13 protein-coding genes are annotated in these 17,285 nt (G+C 62.9%); 5 read left to right on the forward strand and 8 right to left on the reverse strand.

Going from position 1 to position 17,285, the window contains the following annotated elements:
- Position 1: 1 nt before the first annotated feature.
- The 4 genes from arcC to H3V53_RS05205 all read right to left on the reverse strand — a co-directional run bounded on the left by arcC (position 2) and on the right by H3V53_RS05205 (position 4,279).
- Positions 2-940, reverse strand: a complete 939-nt coding sequence (gene arcC / locus H3V53_RS05190; protein ID WP_054923036.1) for a carbamate kinase — start codon at positions 938-940, stop codon at positions 2-4.
- Positions 941-1,021: 81 nt separating this feature from the next.
- A complete protein-coding gene (locus H3V53_RS05195; RefSeq protein ID WP_336597027.1) occupies positions 1,022-2,032 on the reverse strand; it encodes an ornithine carbamoyltransferase in 1,011 nt (336 codons plus the stop codon).
- 55 nt (positions 2,033-2,087) lie between these two features.
- Positions 2,088-3,341: an arginine deiminase gene (gene arcA / locus H3V53_RS05200; RefSeq protein ID WP_336597028.1), complete on the reverse strand. Its 1,254-nt coding sequence runs from the start codon at positions 3,339-3,341 to the stop codon at positions 2,088-2,090.
- Between the two features lie 659 nt (positions 3,342-4,000).
- Complete coding sequence (locus H3V53_RS05205; RefSeq protein WP_336597080.1) at positions 4,001-4,279, reverse strand: hypothetical protein; 279 nt, start codon at positions 4,277-4,279, stop codon at positions 4,001-4,003.
- Positions 4,280-4,970: 691 nt separating this feature from the next.
- On the opposite strand from H3V53_RS05205, the gene speC reads away from it, so the two are divergent.
- From speC to H3V53_RS05225, 4 genes are all read left to right on the forward strand, one after another.
- Positions 4,971-7,334, forward strand: a complete 2,364-nt coding sequence (gene speC / locus H3V53_RS05210) for an ornithine decarboxylase (protein WP_336597029.1) — start codon at positions 4,971-4,973, stop codon at positions 7,332-7,334.
- 32 nt (positions 7,335-7,366) lie between these two features.
- On the forward strand, positions 7,367-9,616 hold the full coding sequence (gene potE / locus H3V53_RS05215; RefSeq protein WP_336597030.1) for a putrescine-ornithine antiporter: 2,250 nt from the start codon (positions 7,367-7,369) through the stop codon (positions 9,614-9,616).
- Between the two features lie 67 nt (positions 9,617-9,683).
- Positions 9,684-9,857, forward strand: a complete 174-nt coding sequence (locus tag H3V53_RS05220) for a hypothetical protein (protein ID WP_336597031.1) — start codon at positions 9,684-9,686, stop codon at positions 9,855-9,857.
- Positions 9,854-10,318 carry a GNAT family N-acetyltransferase gene (locus tag H3V53_RS05225; protein ID WP_336597032.1) on the forward strand — a complete coding sequence of 155 codons (465 nt, stop codon included), beginning with the start codon at positions 9,854-9,856 and terminating at the stop codon, positions 10,316-10,318. The genes H3V53_RS05220 and H3V53_RS05225 overlap by 4 nt, the downstream gene beginning before the upstream one ends.
- A 132-nt stretch (positions 10,319-10,450) precedes the next feature.
- Here the strand turns inward: H3V53_RS05225 and H3V53_RS05230 are convergent, their stop codons facing one another.
- From H3V53_RS05230 to H3V53_RS05240, 3 genes are all read right to left on the reverse strand, one after another.
- Entirely contained in the window at positions 10,451-11,599 is a 1,149-nt protein-coding gene (locus tag H3V53_RS05230; protein ID WP_336597033.1) for a branched-chain amino acid ABC transporter substrate-binding protein, read from the reverse strand.
- 87 nt (positions 11,600-11,686) lie between these two features.
- Complete coding sequence (locus H3V53_RS05235; RefSeq protein WP_336597034.1) at positions 11,687-12,919, reverse strand: NAD(P)/FAD-dependent oxidoreductase; 1,233 nt, start codon at positions 12,917-12,919, stop codon at positions 11,687-11,689.
- Positions 12,919-14,370, reverse strand: coding sequence for an amino acid permease (locus tag H3V53_RS05240; protein ID WP_336597035.1), 1,452 nt, complete (start codon positions 14,368-14,370; stop codon positions 12,919-12,921). Before H3V53_RS05240 ends, H3V53_RS05235 begins: the two co-directional genes overlap by 1 nt.
- A 260-nt stretch (positions 14,371-14,630) precedes the next feature.
- Here H3V53_RS05240 and H3V53_RS05245 point away from each other — a divergent pair, with 260 nt between their 5' ends.
- Positions 14,631-16,073, forward strand: coding sequence for an aminotransferase-like domain-containing protein (locus tag H3V53_RS05245; protein WP_336597036.1), 1,443 nt, complete (start codon positions 14,631-14,633; stop codon positions 16,071-16,073).
- 89 nt (positions 16,074-16,162) lie between these two features.
- Here the strand turns inward: H3V53_RS05245 and H3V53_RS05250 are convergent, their stop codons facing one another.
- A complete protein-coding gene (locus tag H3V53_RS05250) occupies positions 16,163-17,242 on the reverse strand; it encodes an MBL fold metallo-hydrolase (protein WP_336597037.1) in 1,080 nt (359 codons plus the stop codon).
- Between the last annotated feature and the right edge of the window lie 43 nt (positions 17,243-17,285).

A 17,285-nucleotide genomic window follows, 5' to 3' on the forward strand; every position in this document is an offset into this window, starting at 1 on the left:
TCTACGCGAGCGGATAAAAACCGATGCCCGGCTCGCGCACGCTGATTCGCGTCCCCGCCGTGCCTTGCGTGATCGCCTCGATGTCGGGCAGCGCGCCGATCACAGCGTCCTTGCCCGTGTTCCGCGCGAACTCGATGGCCGCTTGCACCTTCGGTCCCATCGATCCCGCCGCAAAGCCGAGCTTGTCGAACGCATCGGGATGACCGGACGCGATCGCCCGCTGCGTGGGCTTGCCCCAGTCCACATAGGCGGCGTTCACGTCGGTGGCGATGATCAGCAGGTCAGCGTCGAGCTCCTGCGCGAGCAACGCGGAACACAGATCCTTGTCGATCACGGCTTCCACGCCGCGCAGCTTGTGATCCGCGTCGTAGCACGTGGGAATGCCGCCGCCGCCCGCGCAGATAACCACTGTCCCTTTTTCGAGCAGCCACTTCACCGGGCGAATCTCGAAGATCCGCTGCGGCCGCGGACTCGCTACGACGCGGCGGTAGCGGTCTCCGTCCCGCGCAATGCTCCAGCCTTTTTCCTGCGCCAGCTTCTGCGCTTCTTCTTCCGAATAGACGGGACCGATTGGCTTGGTCGGATGACTGAACGCGGGATCGTCGAGGTCCACTTCGACCTGCGTCAGGATGGTCGCGAACGGCACCTCGAACGGCAGCAGATTGCCAAGTTCCTGTTCGATCAGATAACCGATCATCCCTTCCGTCTGCGCGCCGAGCACGTCGAGGGGATACGGCGCGACATCCGCATAGGCGGCGCTCTGCAAAGCCAGCAGCCCAACCTGCGGACCGTTGCCATGCGCGATCACGAGCTCGTTGCCGGCCGCCACTCTGGCAATCTGCGCGGCGGCCACCTTGACGTTCTCGCGCTGCTGGCTCTCCGTCATCGGCTGGCCGCGCTGCAACAGCGCATTGCCGCCCAACGCAATTACGAGGCGCATGATGCATTCCTCCTGCAGTGCGCATCGACGCGCAGCCGTTGCATGCCGCCCGTCGATGCGTGTGCCCGCCACTTCGTACGCTCAGATATCGGCCAATGTCGAAACGAGAATGGCCTTGATCGTATGCATCCGGTTTTCCGCCTGCTCGAATGCGATGTTGTAATCGGATTCGAACACCTCTTCCGTCACTTCGATGCCGTTCGCGAGATTCGGATAGCGCTCCGCGATCTGCTGCCCGACCCTGGTCTCGCAATTGTGAAACGCGGGCAGGCAGTGCATGAAGCGGGTTCGCGGATTCCCCGTCGACTCGATCAGCGCCTTGTTCACCTGATACGGCAAGAGTGCGTTGATTCTTTCGTCCCACGCTTCGACGGGCTCGCCCATCGACACCCAGACATCCGTATGAATGAAGTCGACCAGCTTGACCGCTTCCTTCGGATCTTCAGTGAGCATGATGCGCGCGCCGCTCGCCTGCGCGAATTCGCGGCATGCGGCAACGTGCGCATCGGCCGGCCACAGCGATTTGGGGGCGGCGATACGGACGTCCATGCCGAGCTTCGCACCAATCAGCAGCAGCGAGTTGCCCATGTTGTTGCGCGCGTCGCCGAGGTACGCGTAGCTGATATCGTGCAGCGGCTTGTCGGCGTATTCGCGCATCGTCAGCACATCCGCAAGCATTTGCGTCGGATGGTATTCGTCCGTCAAGCCATTGAAGACGGGAACGTCCGCGTATTGTGCGAGTTCTTCGACAATATCCTGACTGAATCCGCGGTACTCGATCGCATCGAACATGCGGCCCAGCACGCGCGCCGTATCCTTCATGCTTTCTTTATGGCCGATTTGTGACGAGTTCGGATCGATATACGTGACGTGCGCGCCCTGATCGTGGGCGGCGACTTCGAACGCGCAGCGTGTGCGCGTCGAGGTCTTTTCGAAAATCAGCGCGATGTTCTTGCGCGACAGATGCTGCTGCTCCGTGCCCGCATATTTCGCGCGCTTCAGGTCGCGCGACAGATCGAGCAGATAGCGCAATTCGCGTCCGCTGTGATGCATCAGGCTTAGAAGATTGCGATTTCGCAGATTGAAGGCCATGAGTTGTCTCCATCTATCGGCCGGCTGCGCGCGTATTGGCGCGCAGCCGAACCTGTCAGTAATCGACGGCGTCGCGCGCAATCGGGCAGGTCATGCAATGGCCGCCGCCGCGACCGCGTCCAAGCTCGCTTGCGGCAATCGTGATCACCTCGACGCCGGCCTTGCGCAGCAGCGTGTTGGTGAACGTATTGCGGTCGTAACCGATGACGACGCCTGGCTCGACGCACACCATGTTGTTGCCGTCGTCCCATTGCTCGCGCTCCGCCGCGAAGCGGTTGCCACCCGTTTCGACGACGCGCAGCTCCTTCAGGCCGAGCGCATCGCGGACAGCCTCGACAAAGGGCTTGTCCTCGCGCTGGATGCTCATTCCATATGGAGTCTTGTCGTCGGGTCGAATCGTGAACGTGATGATCTGCCCGACGACCTCTGGGAAAATCGTCACGAGATCGCGGTCACAAAAACTGAATACCGTGTCCAGATGCATCGCCGCCCGCGACTTCGGCATGCCTGCCACGAGCACCCTTTCAGCTGCGCCCTTTTCGAATAGCGCTCGCGCGACCTGGCCGATGGCCTGTCTCGACGTCCGTTCGCCCATGCCGATCAGCACGGTGCCTTTACCGACCGGCATGACGTCGCCGCCTTCCAGCGTCGATGCGCCATGATCGCGGTCGGGGTCTCCCCACCAGAATTCGAAGTCCGCTTTCACGAACATGGGGTGAAACTTGTAGATGGCCGTTTCGAGCAGCGTTTCCTGGCGACGCGCGGGCCAGTACATCGGGTTCAGCGTAACGCCGCCGTAAATCCAGCACGTGGTGTCGCGCGTGAAGACCATGTTCGGCAGCGGCGAGAGCAAAAAGCTGGAGTAATTCAAATACTCGCGGAACAGCTTGACGACGGGCGCGTCGCTCGCAGGAATGTCGTCGAGCGACACGCCACCAATGAGAAACTCCGCCAGCTTGCGCGACTCCAGCTCGTTCATCCATGCGCGCACTTCGCTGCTCAGGCCGATGCCCATGCTGTCGTCGCTGATTCGCCTGTCGAGCACCCATTGACGGGCTTCCGGCACGTCTAGCGTCTGCGTCAGCAAGTTGTGCACGTCGAGCACTTCGACGCCGCGCTCGCGCATCTTGGACACGAAATCGAAGTGATCGCGCTTGGCCTGGCTCACCCAGATGACGTCGTCAAACAGCAATTCGTCGCAATTGCTCGGCGTCAAACGCTGATGAGCGAGCCCTGGCGACGAGACCATGACCATGCGCAGCTTACCTACCTCGGAATACGCTCCGAGCCTGGCGACCTCTGCATTCATCGCGCTATCCCCTATCCCGATTGAAGCATCAGGAGTCCGTTTCAACGAACGGATTCCGCCAACGCCGCCAAGACCGCAACAGCGGCCGGGCAGCGCGCCGCTTTCGACGCGAACGTTGAAAGCCGGACGAAGTACATGTGCGTTTTTCTACGACAAAAAGATTGCTGTGGCACGCAGCGCAGTTCCGACGACGACTGGTCTGGCAGATTCCGAATCCGTGCGAACCGACGACGCGTCGGCGACAATTTTCAAATGCAGATACCCGTCCCCGTCGAAGCGAAGCACTCGCTTCGAGTTCGGCGCGATGCTGTCTTCATGCGCGGCCACGCAGCATAGGGGTTGCATGGACTCGCCCACGCTCGCATCGATTTCCTGTTTGCGCCGTTGCATGCCGGCAAGCCGTTGTATTTATCAATCGCTGCATAATCCCCTTGTGAACGTTCTCTTTTACCTCTCAGATCTTCTACGAATTGGCGAGTCGCCTGCACACAATTCTGGTTGATGAAACGGGTTTGTCAAGATTTCCAACCAACGGGAAAACAATGGTTATTACGCTGCTCTGCAGCGTAATAACGCAGGAAACGATCCGGTCGATACTTTCACGAACCGTAACGGTCAGGTTCGCCGCACGCCGGCATTTCGTCGGAAACGACACGCCGTTATTGCGTGTTGCCGTAGCGGGCCGCCGCAATCGCCGCGTCACGCTCTTTCCTGGCCTCTGCCTTCTTCTGGTCATAGACCTTCCTGGCGGCAGCCACCTTCCTGTCATAGGCGCGGTTGGCGGCCGCTTCCTGCTGACGCATCTTGACGATCGCATCGTTACTGCCGCCCTGCCCCGCCTGCGCGGCGGCTGGCGTCGATGCAGCATCGTTTTGCGCCCATGCCGTCGATGCGAGCGCGACTGCACCCGCAGACAGAATGATTCCGATGACTTTCATCATGTTCTCCCGATCATGGCCACCACATCCGGAGGCGTAGTGCCGCCTAAAAAGGCGCCGGCTGAAACCGATTGCGGCAAATGGAATGTGGAGACGTTGGTGCGAATGCGAATCGCTCGGCGTCGAACGTGATGCCGAACTCCCGCTCGAGTTGGAAAGCCTGCAATCAGACCGTGTACACGAGGTCTGTGGGCTGTTATAGGCGACCCGCCGCATGGCCGCAAGCGAATGTCGCGTCGGCGTCACGCCGTCATTCCGATGAGCTTTTACCTCTAAACCTTTTACCCCGTCCGGCAGAATCGCCGGCACTCTCTTAGTACGTTTAACTGGTTACGTTGAGGCTCGACAGAGTACTTTAAAAAAAAATTTGCATTGTTCGAAAAGCGTGCCAACTATATAGCTAACGCCTGCAATTCATGCATCGGCTCGCCCTTTATCGAACATCAATAGAAACCCGGAGACCAACGGCAAGGCTCGGCCAAAGAACCGCGCAGATTGTCTTGTTGATTCAAAAGATTCGGTAGACGTTGTTTTGATGGCCACCTTCCCGCCTCTTGTTCAGCTGTAACAAGAACTTGCCCCGTATCGCTGAAAGCAGCGCGCTTATGATCTTGCGTAGCAGCCCGGCGCAGCCGGCTCTGCCGCTGGCTTGCCCAAAGCCTGTCAGTGCCGCCTGTCGAAAGGAGTGACCATGGTTCCTCGTCCCATCAAGGCACCCACTATTCCGATTCCTTTTCACAAGCTCCTGAAGGTCGTCGCGATCGCGGACGGCACCGACGCGCAGACCCGTGAATTACTCGACGAAATCACGGCAGAACATTACGGCGTCGAGGTCACCGACAGCTTGACTCGCGACGTCAACGAAGACGCCGACGTCGGCGCCTATATCGTTCTCGTCGACGGTGCGCGCCTCGAACCCGCGCGCAAACTGGCGGCTGCCGTGCGCGCGCTCGGCTTTCGCACGCCGCTGTGGGCGCTCGCCAACTCGCACCGGCTATCGGACCTCGCGATAACGGGCGGCCTGGGCGAACTCGACGGATATATCTACCTGGGACAGCAAACGCCAGGCTTTTACGCAAAGCAGGTCATGGCGAGCCTCGTCAAATACGGCTTAAGCCTGTTGCCGCCTTTCTTCGGCGGACTCGTTGCGTACGACGCCGAAGCGAATATCGCCTTCGACTGTCCCGGTCATCAGGGCGGGCAGTTTTATCGGAAGTCGCCAGCGGGGCAATTGTTCTTCAAGCATTTCGGTGAAAGCATCTTTCGAAACGATTTATGCAATGCCGACGTCGATCTCGGCGACCTGCTCATGCATGAAGGCGCCGCCGCGGAGGCGCAGCGCCACGCCGCCGACGTATTCGGAGCAGATCAGACGTATTTCGTTCTCAACGGCACCAGCACGTCGAACAAGATCGTGACGGCTGCCGTGCTCAAACGCGGCGATCTCGTGCTATTCGATCGCAACAACCACAAGTCGCTTCACCAGGGCGCACTCGTGCAAGCGGGAGCCATTCCCATTTTCCTTCCGACTTCGCGCAACGCGTTCGGCATGATCGGCGCCGTCGACTGGCAAGCCTGGAGCGAAGACTATTTACGCCAGCAAATCCGCAACAACCCGCTTGTGAAAGACCCTGGGCGCGCGAATGCAGAGCGGCCGTTCCGGCTCGCGTGCATTCAGCTCGCTACTTACGACGGAACGATCTACAACGTCCGCAAGGTGCTCGACAAGATCGGCCATCTCTGCGACTACGTGTTATGGGACGAAGCGTGGATCGGCTACAACGCGTTTCATCCGCTGTTCAACGATCACAGCCCGATGCGTCTAAGCGATCTCACGCCCGAGATGCCGGGTCTCTTTTCGACCCAGTCCGTCCACAAGCAGGGAGCGGGTTTTTCTCAGGCATCGCAGATCCACAAGCGAGACGATCATATTCGCGGCCAGAAGCGTTATATCGAGCACAAGCGCTTCAACGAGTCGTTCCTGATCCACGCCAGCACGTCGCCCTTTTATCCGCTGTTCGCGTCGCTCGACGTGAACGCGAAAGTTCATGAAGGGAAAGCGGGTGAAATGCTGTGGGACGGCTGTATCGAGCTTGGCATCGAGGCGCGCAAGAAGTTCAGACAGTTCGCGCGCCACTATGAAACGACGGGCAAGAGCGCGCTGGAACAATGGTTCTTCGATCCATTCGTGCCCGACGTCGTCGATATCCGTCATTCGAATTTCATGGGCGACGCGTCGAACGTCGCGTGGGAAGACATTCCCACTGACGTCATCAAGCATGAGCAGCAATGCTGGGAGTTTGGTCCCGAAGCAACCTGGCACGGCTACACGGGCTACGCGCAAGGCTACGTGATGGCGGACCCGAACAAGCTCAACCTGCTGACGCCCGGTATCGACAGAAAGACGGGTGAATATCTGGACTTCGGCGTGCCCGCCACGGTGGTGGCCAACTTCCTGCGCGAGGAAGGCGTCGTGCCGGAGAAATGCGATCTGAACAGCCTGCTCTTCCTGATGACGCCCGCCGAAGACGAAAGCAAGCTGAACACGCTGATCGCGAGATTCGTCAAGTTCAAGAACCTCTGGGATCGCGACGCCGCACTCGCTGAAGTACTGCCAACGCTTTGTGCCGTGCACGGCGAACGATACGAGGGATACACGCTGCGCCGCGTCTGCAACGAAATGCACGCGTTCTATCGCGAGGCCAACGTCAAGAATCTGCAGCGGCTGTGTTTCCGCGCGTCGAGCTTTCCGGAACTGGCGATGTCGCCGGAAGACGCTTACGAAGCGCTCGTCGCGAACCGTGTCGATTATGTGCCGCTCGATCAGGTCAAGAACCGCATTTCCGCGACGCTGGCGCTGATCTATCCGCCCGGCATCGGCGTCGTGCTGCCCGGCGAACGTTGGGACGATCGCGCCCAGCCGATGCTGGACTACTTCATGGCGTTCCAGGAATCCTTCAATCGCTTCCCCGGCTTCAATTACGAAGTCCAGGGCGTGTTCCAGGAACGCGAGGATGGTCGTATCCGTTTCTACACCTATGTGGTCAGTGAATAAGCGACAAGACAAAGCCACCAAGGAGTTGCGCCATGGCTGATCAACCGAAAAAGATGAATGTCGTGCAACTGACGTTCATCGTGACCGTCAACATGATGGGCTCCGGCATCATCATGCTGCCAACCAATATGGCGAAAGTCGGCGCCATTTCACTGCTGTCGTGGGTCGTGACGGCGCTTGGCTCGATGGCCATCGCTTACGGCTTCGCGCAAGCGGGCATTCTCAACCAGCGGGCGGGCGGCATGGCCGCGTATGCCGAAGATGCTTACGGAAAACCCGGCTACTTCCAGGTGTTCTTTCTGTACTTCCTGTCGCTGGCGATCGCGAACGTCGCCGTCGCGAGTTCGGCGCTCGGCTATCTGGCCGCGTTTTTCCCTGTACTGACGTCGTCGCCCGTCGCCACCTGCGTCGGCGTGATCGCGTTGCTGTGGATCACCACAGCCGCCAATTTCGGCGGTCCCAAGCTGACGGGGCGCATCGGCTCGGTCACCGTCTGGGGCGTGATCCTGCCCGTCGGGTTCATGTCGATCGCGGGATGGTTCTGGTTCCGCTCCGACATCTTCGCGGCCGCATGGAATCCGCAGGGACTGCGGCTGATCGACGGCATGGGTTCGAGCATTGCGCTGACGCTATGGGCGTTTCTGGGGATGGAATCGGCCGTGCAGAATTCGTCGGCCGTCGAAAACCCGAAGCGCGACGTGCCGCTCGCGTGCCTGTTCGGCACGCTCGGCGCAGCCGTCATTTATGTGCTGTCGACGACGGCCATCCAGGGCATCGTGCCCAACGCGGAACTCGCTAAATCGACGGGCCCGTTCGGCCTTGCGTTCGCGCACATGTTCAGCCCGGTCATCGGCTCCATCGTCATGGCGCTCGCGGCCATGGCGTGCGTCGGCTCGCTGCTCGGCTGGCAGTTCACGCTCGCGCAGACCGCCAAGGACGCCGCCGACAGCAACATGTTCCCGTCCATCTTCAGCAAAGCCAGTCACAGCGGCGCGCCGATCCCCGGCATGATCATCATGGGCGTCGTGCAGTCGTTGATGGCGCTGTCGACGATATCGCCGAATCTCGCCGAGCAGTTCGCCGCGCTCGTCAATCTCGCCGTCGTCACGAACGTGTTGCCGTATATCGTGTCGCTGTCCGCGCTGTTCGTGATGATGCGCGACGCGGGCACGGAACCCGCCGTCTACCGCCGCAACGGCATCGTCGCCGTGATCGCCATGGCTTACTCGGTCTACGCGCTCTATGCGTCGGGCAAGGATGCCGTGCTCGGCGGTATGCTCGTGATGGCGATTGGCTACGTGATCTACGGCTTCATCGCGCCGCGGCTTTCGCTGCTCGGCGCGAAGGCGCGCAAGCCCGCCATCGCGGCCGCCAGTATCATTGCCTTTGCCGTGCTGTGTGCGCCCGCTCCGCGTCCCGCGCATGCGGCGGGGGCGAGCACTGCGCTGTCGGGCGCGCTGGCGCGGATCAAGCAGTCGGGCAAGATCAACATCGGCTATGTCGATGTCGCCAGCCCGTTCGTCTACCGCGACAACGAAGGCCGCGCCGTCGGCTATCTCGCGGGGATCTGCCAGGGCATCGCGGATCAGGTGAAGAATGGACTGGGCCTGCCCGCGCTGACGGTGAACTGGACCCAGGTTTCATTCGACGAGCGCTATCGCGCGCTGCAGGATCATCGGATCGACCTGCTGTGCGGCGATCCTGAAACGCTGACGGGACGCAAATTCATCAGCTATTCGGTGCCCGTCTATCCGGGCGGCGTCGGTGCGCTGATGCGCACCGACGCGCCGCGCGGTCTCAGGGAACTGCTGAGCGGAGATATCGAGCCGCACGGCCCGATCTGGCGCGCGTCGCCCGCGCAACTGCTGAATGCGCAGACGTTTTCCGCCGTGAAAGATTCGCCCACGGCGCGCTGGCTCAATGACCGCATCAACGAGTTCAAGCTGACGGCGCGCGTCGTGAACGTGTCGAGCCACGAAGAAGGCGTGCGGCTCGTGCTCGACCGCAAAACCAACGTATTCTTTGCGGAGCGGCAGATCCTGCAGGATGCCGTCAAGCGCAGCACGGCGTCGGATAGCCTGGTGGTCCTGCAGCGCCGCTTCACCATCGTGCCCGTTTCGCTCGGTGTCGCGCGCGACGACGAGGACATGCGGCTGTTCGTCGACGCGTCGCTCACGAAGATGTACACGTCAGGTGCCTATCGCGGACTCTTTGTGAAGTGGTTCGGCGAGCCGGATGAGGACACGAAAAAGTTCTACCGGGCGGCGATCTTGCCCGAATGACGCACGAGGGAAATCGACATGTCTTGCGTGACCGAATCCGTCTATCGCCGCTTCGGCGGATGACACCGTGTCCGCCATCCCTTCCGATCCGTTGATCCAGTGTCTGCTGCTGAGCTGGAACCTCGGGGACGACGAGACCCACACGCCCTCGCGACGCGTGCGCGATGCGCAACGCGTGCGTAGCGCAACCGTGCTGACCTTCCTGCTCGCGAGCCGCACGAGCGCCGCGACATCTCCATGACTGCAATCGAACCCGCTCGCTTTCCCGACGACCTCGATGCCGTGCACGCCATCTTCCGCGAATACGCCGACAGCCTCGGCATCGACCTGAGCTTCCAGTCATTCGAGGACGAACTGGCCGCGCTACCCGGCAAATACGCGCCGCCCGCCGGCATCATTCTGCTCGCACGTCAAACGGGACGCGTAATCGGGAGCGTCGCGCTACGTCCGTTCGAGCACGACATCTGCGAAATGAAGCGTCTTTATGTGCGCCCCGAAGGCCGCGGCCAGCAACTCGGCAGGCGTCTTTCGCAAGCGGTCGTGCAGGCCGCGCGAGAAGCGGGCTACCGGAAAATGCGGCTCGACACGCTGCCCACCATGCAAGCCGCGCAACAGCTCTACGCGACGCTCGGGTTCCGGCCCATCTCCGCCTACGTGTTCAATCCGGTCGAAGGCACGCGGTTTCTGGAACTCGATCTGTGACAGCGCGCCCGCGCGAGGCGCGCCTGTGGTGCAGCCGCCGCGCACGGACGAATACCGTGCGCGGCGGCTATCGGGTTCTCGCTGCCGAAGTCAATCTCCAGCACTTCGTCCACTATCGGCCAGACGTGTGAATCACGCGCCGCCGCCAACCGTCTTGATGCTCTTCCATTGCCCTTGCTGCACTTCGAACAGCGTGTACGGCGGTTTGATCAGATCGCCGTAAGGGTCGAACGTGATCTTGCCCGTCACACCCGTCAGCGAGACCTTCGCAAGGCTGTCGACGATCTTCTGCCGGTCGAGCGAGTTGGCATCGTGAATCGCCTTGATCATCGCGAGCGCCGCATCGTACGCAAACGGCGCGTACAGTTCGACGTCCTGGTTAAAGCGCGCCTTGTAGCGCTTGCCGAAGTCCTGCGCGGCGGGCAGCTTGTCGAGCGCGGGCCCGGGTTCGAGGTCTTGCGTGCGTTCGCCGGAAGCGCCCGCGATCTGCAGGAACGCATTGCTCTTCAGCGCGCCCGCGCCGAACAGCTGCGTCTGCATGCCGAGCGAGCGCATCTGCTTGACGAGCATTGCGCCCTGCTCGTCAAGGCCGCCGAAGAAAATCACATCGGGGTTCTTGCTCTTCATCGACGTGAGAATGCCGCGGAAATCAACGGCCTTGTCGGTCGTGAATTCGCGCGCGACGATATTGCCGTTCGCTTCCTTCACGCCTTTTTCGAACGCATCGGCCAGACCCTGACCGAAGGCCGTGCGATCGTCGATGATGCCGATGCGCTTCGCCTTCATCTGCTCGACGACGAAATGCCCCGCCACCACGCCGCCTACGCCGTCGTGCCCCATCGTGCGGAACACGTTCTTGAAACCCTGCTTGGTCAGTTGCGGATTGGTCGAGCCCGGCGTGATCATCGCGACATTGGCGTTGTGATAGACAGCCGAAGCGGGAATGCTGCAGCCCGAGTTGTAGTGTCCAATCACGCCGACCACGCCGTCATCGACGAGCTTCTGCGCGACCTGAATCGCGACGCGCGGATCGGCCTGATCGTCCTGCACGTCGAGCACGAACTTCACGGGCTTGCCCGCGATAGTCGGATGCTTCGCGTTCTCCTCGTCGAGCGCGAGTTGCGCGCCGTATTGCAGGTCTTTGCCGACCCGCGCCACCGGCCCCGTCAACGGGCCGACAAAACCAATCTTGACGATCTCCGGATCGGCGGCAAAGGCGAACGAAGCTTGCGCTGCTAGAGCGCAAACTGCCAACCGGACCAGCCATGTACGTCGATTCATGATGCGCTCCTGTCGAGAAAAATGTCGCGCGCTTTGTCCGCCGACTGACCCGATGCGCGACGCGTCGAAGTCGTCTGAATGAATACGTCAGAACCGCGTGGCCGCGTAGCGAGCGAGGTCGAGCGGCGGGGCACGTCGCGCCACGAGATCGGCGACGATGCGTCCGCTCACGCCCGCAAGCGTCAGCCCCAAATGCTGATGACCGAATGCGTAGATCACACGCTCGCTGGCGCTTGCGCGGCCCAGTACGGGCACGCCGTCGGGCAGCGTGGGCCGAAAGCCCAGCCACGAGCTGTCGGGCTGCTGCAATGCGGGCAACGCCCGCTTCGACGAAAACGTCAGCAGGTCGAGCAGCGAACGGTTGCGCAGCTCGGTGAAGCCGCCTAGCTCGACGGTGCCCGCGACGCGAATGCCGTCATCCATCGGCGTCATGTAGAAGCCGCGTTCGGCCCAGCCGCACGGGCGCGATATCAGCTGCGTCGCGCCGCCGTAGCGCACGTGGTAGCCGCGTTCGGTATCGAGCGGCACGCGGTCGCCGCACTGCGCCGCGAATTTCGCCGAGCGCGCGCCCGTCGCGACGACGATGTGATCGAAGCGGCGCGGCATGCCGTCGTCTGTCGTCAACGTGACGCCTTGCGCCGAAGGCTCGATCGATGTCACGTTCTTGCGCTCGAGCGTCGCGCCGCGCGCCGCGAGCAGTTCGTACAACGTTTGTAGAAAGGCTTGCGGATCGGAGAAGTGCCAGCTGTCGCTAAACAGCACGCCGCGCTCGAAAATCGGCGCAAGCGAGGGCTCCAGTTCGCGCACCTGCGCCGCCGACAAGACGTCGAACGACACACCGAGCCGCTCGCGCAAGCTCAGCGAAGCGCGCGATGCCTCGAACGAGGCGCCGCTCGAATACAGATAGAGGCACTCGCGCGGCCGCACGTACTTCGCCAGTGCCGGTTCTTCGAGCAGCGGCGCATAGCCCGCCTGCGCCTGCGCGAGCAGCGCGGCGAGCGCGCCGGCGCTCGCTTCGTAGCGGCGCTGCGTCGAGTTGACCATGAAGCGCGCGAGCCACGGCAGCAGATGCGGCAGATAGCTCCAGCGCAAACGGAACGGACTTTCGTTCGACAGCAGGAAACGCGGCAGATCGCGAAACACGGACGGGTTGTTCACGGGAATGCAGCCATACGGCGCGAACGTGCCCGCGTTGCCGAACGACGCGCCCTGCGCGACGCCCGACGCATCGAACAGCGTGACGCGGTGCCCGTCGCGCATCAGCCAGCCGGCGCTCGCAAGCCCGATGAAACCCGCGCCGACAATGCCGATCTCCGCCATCAACGTTCTCCCGACAAGACGCGACCGTCGGCGGCGGCGAGATAGCCGGTGCGCGTGCCGCCGTCGGCAGGCCGGCGCTTCGCCGCGAGCAGCCATGCCGCAGAGGCGAACGCGAGACTCGCGATGCTCGCCATCAGTTGCGGGCGCAGTTCGGCATCCATGCCCATCGCGATCAGCACGCCGACGATCGCGGCGACAACGGCATACGAGAGCCACGGAAAGAGCCACATCGGCAACTCGGGCTGTTCGCCGTCGCGGGCCAGCCGGCGGCGGATGCGGATCTGCGCGAGCGCCGTCGCCAGATAGACGAACAGCATCACGGCGCCTGACGCGTTGACGAGGAACAGGAACACGCCCTGCGGCGACACGATGGCCGCGACGATCGTCACGTAGCCGACCACGCTGCTCAGCAGCACGGCAAGACGCGGCACGCGCGACGGCGTGAGGCGCAACAGCGCGCGCGGCGCATCGCCCCGGCCCGCGAGACGAAACAGGATGCGCGACGACACGTACAGCCCCGAATTCAGCGCCGACAGCACGGCCACCAGCACGATCGCGTTCATGATGTCGGCGGAACCGGGCACGCGCATCGTCTCGAGCGCAGCGACGAACGGCGAATGACCCGTGACGATGCTGGTCCACGGCACGATGCAGGCAATCAGGAACATCGAGCCGACGTAGAAGGTGATCACGCGCAGGATCACCGAACGCGTCATGGCGGCGACGCTCTTGGCCGGGTTGTCGGACTCGGCCGCGGCGATGGTGGCGATCTCCGCGCCGCCGACGGCAAAGATCACAGTCGGCACGGCCGCGAACACCGACATCGCGCCGAACGGCAAAAAGCCCTTGGCGGCCGTCAGATTGGCCAACGCGCTGTGCGTGTGGCCGAAGCCGAACACCCACGCGGCGCCGATCGCGATGAACACGATGATGGCCGCGACCTTGATGGACGCGAACCAGAATTCGAATTCGCCGTACGACTTCACCGACATCAGGTTGATGAACGTCATCACCGACAGCAGCACGAGCCCGATCATCCAGACGGGCGCAGGTATCCAGCGCTGCAGGATGGCCGCGCCCGCCACGGCCTCGACGGCGACGACGATCACCCAGAAGTACCAGTAGAGCCAGCCGCTCGTGAAGCCCGCCCAGTCGCCGAGACCGATGCGCGCGTATTCCGTGAACGAGCCGACGCCCGGCACCGCGAGCGCCATTTCGCCCAGCATGCGCATGACCAGCAGCACGACGATGCCCGCCACCAGATACGACAGGCACGCGGCCGGTCCGACCGTGCTGAGCGTCGCGCTGCTGCCGACGAAAAGCCCCGCGCCGATGATGCCGCCCAGCGAAATCATCGTCACGTGCCGCTGACGCAATGCGGCGCCAAGACGCGGCGCCGCGCTCCCTGCCGCCTCGCGCGGTCCTCCCATCTGTGTCCTGCTCTCTGCCATGCGAAATTTCCTCCAGCTCGAACCGAGGTTGAATGCCATACAAACAAAACCATACAAAACCTGATTCAAAGGATCACACAACCGATTTTTGTGTGCAATTAAAAACCGCATTGTGTGGTCCAGGAGTTTCCCTGGCATCGCCGGGCGTGGACCTTGCCGGCCTTGAAAGATATGGCATTGCGGCATAACTGGTATTACAATCCGGCGAACTGGCACAAACAGGCAGACAAAGCCTGTTTTGTATGGAGACGGGCAAGACAATGGCTTCCAGCAGACACAAGTCCCCGCGCAGCAACGGCGTCACGGCCGAAATCGACCAGACAAACGGCGACCCCGTCCAGACAAAACGCGCCACCTATATCGAGGTGTCCGCTTCGATCGAGGACGAGATCCGCGGCGGCATCTATCCGCCCGGCAGCCGGCTGCCGCCGCAGCGCCAGCTGGCGACCGAACTGGGCATCAACGTGTCGACGGTGTCGCGCGCATACAAGGAATTGCAGTTGCGCGGCCTCGTGATCGGCAGCAAGCGGCGCGGCTCGCTCGTGACGGGTGGCGCAATGCCGCGCGTCGAAACCGCGAGCGCGCCGAATGCAGCGCCCGGCGGCGCGATCGATCTGACCGTCAACCGACCCGCGACGGGCGAGTTCCTGTCGGCGCTCGCCACGACGCTCGCCGACCTGCCGCGTGATCCGCGCTATGCGTCCCTGCAGGAATACCAGCCGCCGCAAGGGCCCGAGTGGGCGCGCGCGGCGGGCGCGAAATGGATGACGGCGCCCGGCTTCGCGCCGTCGCACGAGCATCTCGTGGTCACGAGCGGCGCGCAGCACGGGCTCTATGCGGTGCTCAACAGCCTGATCGGCACGGATGGCGTAATCGTCGCCGACCGTCTTACGTACTACGGCCTGAAGGCGCTCGCGCCCGTGTTCCAGTTCGAGATCGTCAGCGTGCCGAGCGACCGCGACGGGCTCATCACGGGGGAAGTCGAACGCATTTGCAGCCGCGTGCCCGTGAAGGCGATCTTCACCGTGCCGAACCTGCAGAACCCGACGGTCACGACGATGAGCCTCGAACGGCGCGTTGCGCTCGTCGATATCGCGCGCCGCTACGGCGTCGCGATCATCGAGGACGACGTCTACGGCCCGCTCGTCTCGCAGCGCCTGCCGACGCTCGCGAGCCTTTGTCCGGAGCTGACGTTCCATATTGCCGCGACCTCGAAGATCCTCGCGCCGGGATTGCGCCTCGGCTACCTGCTGAGTCCGCCCGAGCGTTCGGCGCTGGCAGCCGAGGCCGTGCGCACCACCGCCTGGATGCCCGCGCCGATGTCGATGCTGATCGCGACGATGTGGATCGAAGACGGCACTGCGCGCCGCATCATGGATGCGCAGCTTGCCGAGATCCGCGTGCGGCACGATCTGGCGCGGCAGATCCTGCCACAGGAGTGGCTGGAGTCGGACCCGGCCTGCATGTTCGTGTGGCTCAAGCTGCCGCCGCCGTGGCGCGCCGACGATTTCGCCGCGAATGCCAAGGCGCGCGGCGTGGTGGTGATGCCCTCATCGGCGTTCGCAGTCGATCGCGCCGAAGTCGAGCATGGCGTGCGGATCAATCTGGCGTGCGCGTCGTCGCGCGAACAGCTGGTAAGCGCGCTGCAAACCCTCGCGCAGGCGTTGCGCGATCGTCCGCGCGCGTTGTTCGGCACGATCTGATACAGCGCCGCGATGCTGCGGCCGCTTGGTACACACTTCGCGGCGTGCACTTCGCGTCGAGCGCCACGCGTGGACAGACGGTAGACGGACTACAAGCTGCCGTTCTCGACGACGCGCCCTTCCGCGCGCCAGCGCAACATGCCGCCCGCGAGATTCGCGACGTCGTCGAATCCCGCCTGGCGCAGAATCACCGTCGCTTGCGCCGAGCGGCCCCCTGCCCGGCAGACGGTGACGATGGGCGGCGCCTTGGCGAGTTCCGCCGCGCGCCCCGCAAGGCTGCCCAGCGAAATCAGCTTCGCGCGCGGAATACGCCCGAGCGGGCCGTCGTATTCGTCGGGCTCGCGCACATCGACGATCTGCACCGCTTGCAGATGCTCCTCGAGCCACTGCGGGTGAATCTCCCAGATGCCCGCGAACGTATAGGTCAGCGGCGCCCACCCGGGCAGCGGTTTCTGCGACGGATCACTCGCCGCGACGCCGCATTTGAGGTTTGCGGGCACGGCCACGTCGATCTGCCGCGGATGCGGGAGTCCCAGATTGGTCATGTAGCCCACGAAATCGTCCTCGCACAGCTCGCCGCCCAGGCGCGGATTGAAGCGCCGCTCTTCAGCGACGCTCGTCACGGTCAAGCCGCGATAGTCGTGCGCCGGATACAGCAGACAGGTGTCGGGCAGCGTGAAGAGCTGTTGGTGCACGGCACGAAACAACGCATGCGGATCGCCGCTCTGAAAGTCCGTGCGCCCCGTGCCGCGAATCAGCAGACAGTCGCCCGTGAAGGCCAGCGTCTGATCGTCGAGCACGAGGCTGATGCAGCCGTTCGTATGACCAGGCGTGGCGCGCACGCCGAGATGCCGCGCGCCGAACGTCACGCGGTCGCCGTGATCGAGATAGCGGTCCGCGCCGCCGGCGCCGCTGGCCGCCGATATCGCAATCTCGCTGTGCGTGCGCTGCTTCAGCATCCATGCGCCCGTCACGTGATCGGCGTGCACGTGTGTGTCGATGGTGTACAGCAGACGCAGGCCCAGTTCGTCGAGCAATGCCGCATCGCGTCGCGCCTGCTCGAATACAGGATCGATCAGCACGGCTTCACGCGTGCCGCTGTCGGCGAGCAGGTAGGTGTAGGTGGACGATTGCTGATCGAACAGCTGTCGAAAGATAAGCGCGCTCACGTTGCCCCGGCTGGTAGCGGTCGCCGGGGACGCGCTTCGTCGC

Source organism: Paraburkholderia bengalensis (assembly GCF_037126505.1).
GTDB lineage: Bacteria > Pseudomonadota > Gammaproteobacteria > Burkholderiales > Burkholderiaceae > Paraburkholderia > Paraburkholderia bengalensis.

Excerpts from the sequence above, each read along its gene's own strand:
- potE (WP_336597030.1), top strand. The coding sequence starts at position 7,367 with ATGGCTGATCAACCGAAAAAGATGAATGTCGTGCAACTGACGTTCATC.
- H3V53_RS05240 (WP_336597035.1), bottom strand. The coding sequence starts at position 14,370 with ATGGCAGAGAGCAGGACACAGATGGGAGGACCGCGCGAGGCGGCAGGG.
- speC (WP_336597029.1), top strand. The coding sequence starts at position 4,971 with ATGGTTCCTCGTCCCATCAAGGCACCCACTATTCCGATTCCTTTTCAC.
- H3V53_RS05245 (WP_336597036.1), top strand. The coding sequence starts at position 14,631 with ATGGCTTCCAGCAGACACAAGTCCCCGCGCAGCAACGGCGTCACGGCC.
- H3V53_RS05235 (WP_336597034.1), bottom strand. The coding sequence starts at position 12,919 with ATGGCGGAGATCGGCATTGTCGGCGCGGGTTTCATCGGGCTTGCGAGC.
- H3V53_RS05230 (WP_336597033.1), bottom strand. The coding sequence starts at position 11,599 with ATGAATCGACGTACATGGCTGGTCCGGTTGGCAGTTTGCGCTCTAGCA.
- arcA (WP_336597028.1), bottom strand. The coding sequence starts at position 3,341 with ATGAATGCAGAGGTCGCCAGGCTCGGAGCGTATTCCGAGGTAGGTAAG.
- H3V53_RS05205 (WP_336597080.1), bottom strand. The coding sequence starts at position 4,279 with ATGAAAGTCATCGGAATCATTCTGTCTGCGGGTGCAGTCGCGCTCGCA.
- arcC (WP_054923036.1), bottom strand. The coding sequence starts at position 940 with ATGCGCCTCGTAATTGCGTTGGGCGGCAATGCGCTGTTGCAGCGCGGC.
- H3V53_RS05225 (WP_336597032.1), top strand. The coding sequence starts at position 9,854 with ATGACTGCAATCGAACCCGCTCGCTTTCCCGACGACCTCGATGCCGTG.
- H3V53_RS05195 (WP_336597027.1), bottom strand. The coding sequence starts at position 2,032 with ATGGCCTTCAATCTGCGAAATCGCAATCTTCTAAGCCTGATGCATCAC.